The organism is Okeania sp. (assembly GCF_983059655.1).
In genome coordinates this window covers 1-6,460 of record NZ_CEZPJD010000438.1, presented here as the reverse complement: position 1 = coordinate 6,460, position 6,460 = coordinate 1, and the positions used below count along the sequence as shown (strand labels likewise).

5 protein-coding genes are annotated in these 6,460 nt (G+C 35.7%); 3 read left to right on the top strand and 2 right to left on the bottom strand.

Annotated features, from left to right (window positions below; all coding sequences use genetic code 11):
- Positions 1–54: 54 nt before the first annotated feature.
- Both alaS and AC3DU7_RS21275 read left to right on the top strand, forming a co-directional pair.
- Positions 55–2,679 carry an alanine--tRNA ligase gene (alaS, locus tag AC3DU7_RS21280; protein ID WP_488041302.1) on the top strand — a complete coding sequence of 875 codons (2,625 nt, stop codon included), beginning with the start codon at positions 55–57 and terminating at the stop codon, positions 2,677–2,679.
- Positions 2,680–2,910: 231 nt separating this feature from the next.
- A complete protein-coding gene (locus AC3DU7_RS21275) occupies positions 2,911–3,789 on the top strand; it encodes an LAPAL motif-containing putative phage structural protein (RefSeq protein ID WP_488041301.1) in 879 nt (292 codons plus the stop codon).
- A 31-nt stretch (positions 3,790–3,820) separates the two neighbouring features.
- On the opposite strand, the gene AC3DU7_RS21270 is transcribed toward AC3DU7_RS21275, so the two are convergent.
- Together AC3DU7_RS21270 and AC3DU7_RS21265 are read right to left on the bottom strand one after the other, a co-directional pair.
- Positions 3,821–4,297 carry a type II toxin-antitoxin system VapC family toxin gene (locus tag AC3DU7_RS21270; protein ID WP_488041300.1) on the bottom strand — a complete coding sequence of 159 codons (477 nt, stop codon included), beginning with the start codon at positions 4,295–4,297 and terminating at the stop codon, positions 3,821–3,823.
- A 2-nt stretch (positions 4,298–4,299) separates the two neighbouring features.
- Positions 4,300–5,043, bottom strand: coding sequence for a BAR domain-containing protein (locus AC3DU7_RS21265; protein WP_488041299.1), 744 nt, complete (start codon positions 5,041–5,043; stop codon positions 4,300–4,302).
- A gap of 267 nt (positions 5,044–5,310) precedes the next feature.
- Here AC3DU7_RS21265 and AC3DU7_RS21260 point away from each other — a divergent pair.
- The coding region (locus AC3DU7_RS21260; RefSeq protein ID WP_488041298.1) for an AAA family ATPase at positions 5,311–6,460 on the top strand (1,150 nt) is incomplete at its 3' end.

The following is a 6,460-nucleotide window of genomic DNA, read 5'->3' as shown; positions in this document are numbered from 1 at the left end:
ATAGACTGGAAATTAAAATTAGAAAATCTAACGTTATAATTAATTATGTCTGCTATGTCTGCTAAAAAACTCACAGGTAACGAAATTCGACAAACATTTCTCAACTTTTACGCACAACGGGAACACAATATTTTACCCAGTGCATCTCTAGTTCCCGAAGACCCCACAGTCTTACTAACTATTGCGGGAATGTTACCATTTAAACCAATATTTCTCGGACAACAACCCCGGAAATATCCCCGCGCTACTACTTCCCAAAAATGTATCCGTACTAACGATATTGAAAATGTTGGTCGCACTGCCAGACATCACACTTTTTTTGAGATGTTGGGTAATTTCAGTTTTGGAGACTATTTTAAACCAGAAGCGATCGCCTACGCTTGGGAACTATCTACAAAAATATTCGGTTTGCCTCCAGACCATTTAGTTGTCAGCGTATTCCGAGAAGATGATGAAGCATTTGCTATTTGGCGCGACAAAATTGGTATTCCTGCACACCGTATTCAACGGATGGATGAGGAAGATAATTTTTGGGCATCGGGTCCAACGGGTCCCTGCGGTCCGTGTTCGGAAATTTATTATGATTTTCATCCAGAATTGGGGGATGATAACATTGACCTAGAAGACGACAGCAGGTTTATTGAATTTTATAATCTGGTATTCATGCAATATAACCGGGATGCAGAGGGAAATCTGACCCCACTACAAAACAGAAATATTGACACCGGGATGGGGTTGGAAAGAATGGCACAAATATTACAAAAAGTGCCGAATAATTATGAAACTGACCTAATTTTTCCTATTATTAAAACTGCTGCGGATATTGCTGGTATTGACTACAAAAAAAGTGATGACAAAACCAAAATTTCCCTGAAAGTTATTGGAGACCATGTACGAGCAGTAGCTCATTTAATTGCCGATGGTGTCACCGCATCTAATGTTGGCAGGGGTTATATTTTACGACGGTTAATTCGCCGGGTTGTGCGTCATGGTCGTTTAATTGGCATTTTTGGGGAGTTTACATCCAAAGTTGCTGAGAAAGCGATCGCTCTTTCTGAGGATGTTTACCAAAATTTGCGGGAGAGGGAAACTGTTATTAAAGCTGAGTTGCAACGGGAAGAGTCTCGTTTCTTGGAAACATTGGAGCGGGGTGAAAAATTGTTGGCGGAAATTATGGCAAAACCGGAAACTCAGAAAACCAAGCAAATTTCTGGGGAAGATGCTTTCAAGTTATACGACACCTATGGTTTCCCATTGGAGCTGACTCAGGAAATAGCAGAGGAAAATGGTTTAACTGTTGATGTTGATGGGTTTGAGAAAGAAATGAAACTGGCACAAATACGTTCTCAGTCAGCTCACGAAACTATTGACTTGAATGCTGAAGGTGGGGTAAAATTGGATGTTGACAAAACAGAATTTTTAGGGTACACAGATTTGATTTCTTCAGCGCAGGTAATGGCGTTAATAGCTGAAGGGGAACAGGTTGAGTCTGCGGAAGCGGGTACTCAAGTACAAGTGGTGCTTGACCAAACGCCCTTTTATGCCGAGTCTGGAGGTCAAATAGGCGATCGCGGTTATCTGAGTGGGGATAATGTGGTCGTGCGGATAGAAGATGTGCAGAAGCAGAATAATATTTTTGTGCATTTCGGTCGCGTGGAAAGGGGTACATTACAGTTAGGAATGACCGTGAATGCTCAAATAGATGCTGCTTGTCGTCGCCGAGCGCAAGCAAACCATACCGCAACACATTTGTTACAAGCTGCTTTGCGGTCGCTGGTAGACCAGTCTATTTCTCAAGCGGGTTCGTTAGTATCTTTTGACCGTTTGCGTTTTGATTTTAATTGCCCCCGGGGGTTGAAACCGGAGGAAGTCGAGCAAGTGGAAGCTCAAGTAAATAGTTGGATAGCTGAAGCACATCCGGCGACGGTTGCGGAAATGCCATTGGATGAGGCAAAGGCAAAAGGAGCTGTTGCTATGTTTGGTGAAAAGTATAGCGATGTGGTACGGGTAGTTGACTATCCGGGAGTGTCGATGGAATTATGTGGGGGAACTCATGTGAATAATACGGCAGAAATTGGGGTGTTTAAAATTATTTCTGAAGCTGGTATTTCTTCTGGGGTGCGCCGTATAGAAGCTGTTGCAGGTTTGGCAGTTTTAGATTATTTGAATGTGCGAGATGTTGTGGTTAAGGAATTGAGCGATCGCTTTAAGGCAAAACCGGAGGAGTTATCGGAGCGGGTGAGTAATTTGCAGCAGGAGTTGAAGGAGTCGCAGAAACAGTTGGAAGCGTTGAAAGGTGAGTTAGCTGTGGCAAAGTCTGACCAGTTGTTAGGAGATGCTGAGACTGTGGGTGAGTTTCAGATATTAGTAGCAGAAATGCCTGGTGTTGATGCAGAAGCGTTGAAAACTGCTGCGGAACGGTTACAACAAAAGTTGGGCGAGAGTGCTGTGGTATTGGGTTCCGGGTCTGAGGGTAAAGTTAGTTTAGTTGCTGCTTTTAGTAAGTCTGTGAATAGTAAAGGTTTGCAAGCAGGGAAATTTATTGGAGGGATAGCGAAAATGTGTGGAGGAGGCGGCGGCGGACGTCCGAATTTGGCGCAAGCAGGTGGTCGCGATCCGAGTAAGTTGAAGGAAGCGTTGGAGAGTGCTAGGGAGCAGTTAGTTGATGGGTTGAAGTAGGTTATAGTTTTTGGGCATTGCATAATTGTGGAATGATTTTATAAGAGAGGATCGACTATCATCCCCGTGTCTCTGTGTCTCCGTGTCCCCGTGTCGGTCTCAATCATCCCAGTATTCAGCAACGCCAGTTTTTGAGGTGGGTATACCCCACCTTTTTTTTTCCTAAAGTTTTGTAGTAATATGAATAGAATTTTTCTAGAAATTTTTAAGTAGAGATAGTCAATATAAATAATGGCAGATTTTGGTTATAAAATTGATTTTGCAAGAGATACAGAAGACCCTGGAATAGTATTTCGTGCTATGTTGGGACTCATAGAATTTTCCAAAGTAACAGATAATACTTTAATTAAATATCTTGATGTTGAAATTGAGTCTAATTTAGTATTAGAGAATATAGAGGAAGGTTCACTTATTGTTTGGCTCAAAAATATTTTAAAATCTGTTGATGATAACCAAGAAATAAATATTCAATCTGTTTCTTCATACTTAGTCAAAGCCAAATCTGAGATTATTCAATTCATTAGTGATAGAAATACAATAAAGGATAATTCTGAATTATTAGAGTTACAAGAAAGACTGAAATTATCAGCACAAGAAAGCAACACTAATTATTTGGGTATTTACACACCTCCAAGCGAGAAATATTTATTATCAAGCATAGATAAATTCCAGTCACCAATTTCTGAAATTAAAAAAGCATATCAGCTATCTTACTTAACTAAAGACTCAATTTTTCCTATTAACTGTAGTTTTTCACTTTCTGAAGAATCTCAGGAAAATTTGTTGTTCAAAGAAGTTATTAAAAATGAGTATGAAATGGTTTTGAAAATCAAAAAGCCTGATTATATTGGGGAATCAAAATGGGTATTTAAATATGGAAAAAGGAGAATCGAAGCAAAAGTTGCTGACTTAAACTGGTTAGAATCTTTGAAAAATAGGAACATTACTATTTCTTCTGGTGACGCAATAAAAGCTGTCGTTAAAGTTATCGAGAAGTATGATTTTAGTGGAAAATTAATCTCAAGTCAGTATACTATTAAGGAAGTTATTGAAATTATACCTCCACCTCCACCGCCAGGAACCCAATTATCTCTTTTCCCTGATGAATAATAAACAATATTTTTGTTGTTGAATTAAAAAACTAAAATTTAATATCCCGCCAATTTTTAGCATTCTCTCCCACAAATATTTTCAAGTGTTTAAGATTAGTAGTAGCAACATATATTCCTTGACCAGGAGCTTCTTGACAAAGAATATTCCATTGAGCAGAAATAATCATATCTGCATCAATATTTTGATTATCAGTTGTCGGGATATGATTTTGACGTGCCTCAGCCCAAAACTCAGCAGCTTTGTTCATAACTTCTGTTGTAAGTGGGAGAAAATCTACTACATCCTTAAGACTATCTAATCTTTGTAGACTTTTACTTTTAATCCGAATTAATTCCCGTCTAACTTCATAATCAGAAATTTGAGAAGTTACTACATATATACTTTTAGCTAATAGCTCATATAGCCATTCATTACATTGGGAAATTTCACTATATTTCGTTTGAGAAATATCTTTAACTGGGCTAGCAAGTAAACCAAGCACTCCTGAATCTAAAATTACAATCATAACTATAAATTTTCTCCATTGTACTCTTTTTTAATTTCTTCCATTCTGGCTTTTGCCCAAGCCATAGCAGGTTTATTTTTCTCTAATTGCTCTTCAGGAGTGCGCCCCAAATGTTTCAAATATGGCAATAAAATTCCCTTCTCTGAGTTATATATTTCTGTTGCCTTATTTAATAAATATTGACTTTTCTCCCATAACTGAGAAGTAGATTTTGATTTTCTCAATTCAATTGCTTTAGCTACAGCTTTTGGAATTATCAAAAAAGACTTTTGATACTTACTAAATAAATTTTCTTTTTGTTGTAGAGAAGGCAACATTAATCTGAATTTAATTAACAAACCTTGCCATCCGTTACATTTAGAACTTGCTTGAGTAAAACCGTAAGCTATTTTGCTAAAATATTGACGACTTTCTTCTGAAAAGATATCCCAACAAGACTCAATACCAGCAGCCAATTTCTCTATCTTATCCACATACTTATTTATATCTGTAGGCATATCATTTTTGAATTCAATTTCTGTATTAATTGCCTCCAAATATTTGATCGTACCTGCCATCATTTCCTGTAAAGTTTCCTCTACACTTTGACCTTTAAGAGCAGCAACTTCTCGAAAAAACTCCTGTGCTTCATCAGTTAATGAATTAGGGGAAATACAATTTTCTAAAAATGATTTTAGTTTCTCAATATTGTCTTCCGTCCGTTTAAGAGCTTCTGTTTCTTGCTGTGAAGTTAGTCCATTAAGCATTTTATTTTTCTCCTTCAAAGACACTAAACTATGATTATTCTATTTTATACCCCTGTTGCCAGAAATTACAATATTTTAAAAAATGTATTGATATCTATTAAGGAAATTATAGACGTTCGTTAATTGCAATTTGGAACGAGTCAATTACAGAGTTAGCTGACCTCAGAGATGCTGAAGTTAAAATGTTAAATAGAGCAGTTTTATTTCTGGGTTTTGCAGCTATCATTTCGGCATTGGATGTTATATTAGCATCAATACTTAAATAAATTGGCTACATTATTAGGAGTAAAGGAGAAAAATTTAATGAAGTTACTGGTTAAAAATTTTGGTCCAATTCGTAACAATACTCAGACAATTGATTTATCTAAAAAATTTTACGTTTTTGTTGGTCATAACAATAGTGGAAAAACTTACATGTCTCAACTATTGTGGGCAATTTTTAATCCAGAAGTAATTAGTAAATTTGCTCATTCACTAGAAAATTTTCCTATTGAAATTCAGGATAAAATTGATATTTTTGAAGATTTAATTAAGAATATTTTGTCAGAGTATGAGATCTTTATAAAAGAAGAAATCGCTAATATATTTAATGTTCAGCCTACATCTTTTGCTTCTAATCTAGAGATATCATTTGAATTCAATGGATTAGAAGAATTGAAACAACGTATATATCAAGGAAATTTTCAAGTTAGTGCTGGAGACTATAAAGACTTAAATTATTTGGTTATGAATAAACCTATAAATTCTTTATCAATAACTATTGAACAAAAAACTTTACCGGAAGAATTTTTCGATTTTGTTCCTAGAAAGCGTTTTGAGAAAGATCTAAAGCGTAATATTAAAATATATTTGGTTCTTTCTATAATGCATATTTTACTAAACCATAAACATCAAACATTCTTTTTGCCTTCCACTCGTCAATTTTATCCAACTTTTTATAAATATATATATGATGTAGAGAGAAAAAGACGTGAAGAAGATATGAAAAAACTTATTGATTTAATTGAGCATCATAATAGGGGAAATAAGGATGAAATAAACTCAGGTTATATCAAAGAATTGGATTTTTTCAAGAAACCTTATACCGAACCAATGAATTATGTGTTTGAAAAACTGTATTCTCTGAATCAAGATGCCGAAATAGTGCCACATTATGAAAATATTATCGAAAAACTGATAGAAATAATGGGAGGTAATATAGTCTTAAAAAGTTTAGAAGGCATCTCCCCAATAGAGTTTTATTTTAGATTTGCAAAAGAAGACCAAGACTTACCAATGCACTTAACTTCTTCTTCTGTAAATCAATTAACTTTGCTTTACCTATATCTAAAATATTGGGCTACTGAAAATAATAATTTTCTGATGATTGACGAACCAGAAGAAAATTTACATCCAGAAAATCAAGTGAAATTAGTTG

Excerpts from the sequence above, each read along its gene's own strand:
- alaS (WP_488041302.1), top strand. The coding sequence starts at position 55 with ATGTCTGCTAAAAAACTCACAGGTAACGAAATTCGACAAACATTTCTC.
- AC3DU7_RS21275 (WP_488041301.1), top strand. The coding sequence starts at position 2,911 with ATGGCAGATTTTGGTTATAAAATTGATTTTGCAAGAGATACAGAAGAC.
- AC3DU7_RS21270 (WP_488041300.1), bottom strand. The coding sequence starts at position 4,297 with ATGATTGTAATTTTAGATTCAGGAGTGCTTGGTTTACTTGCTAGCCCA.
- AC3DU7_RS21265 (WP_488041299.1), bottom strand. The coding sequence starts at position 5,043 with ATGCTTAATGGACTAACTTCACAGCAAGAAACAGAAGCTCTTAAACGG.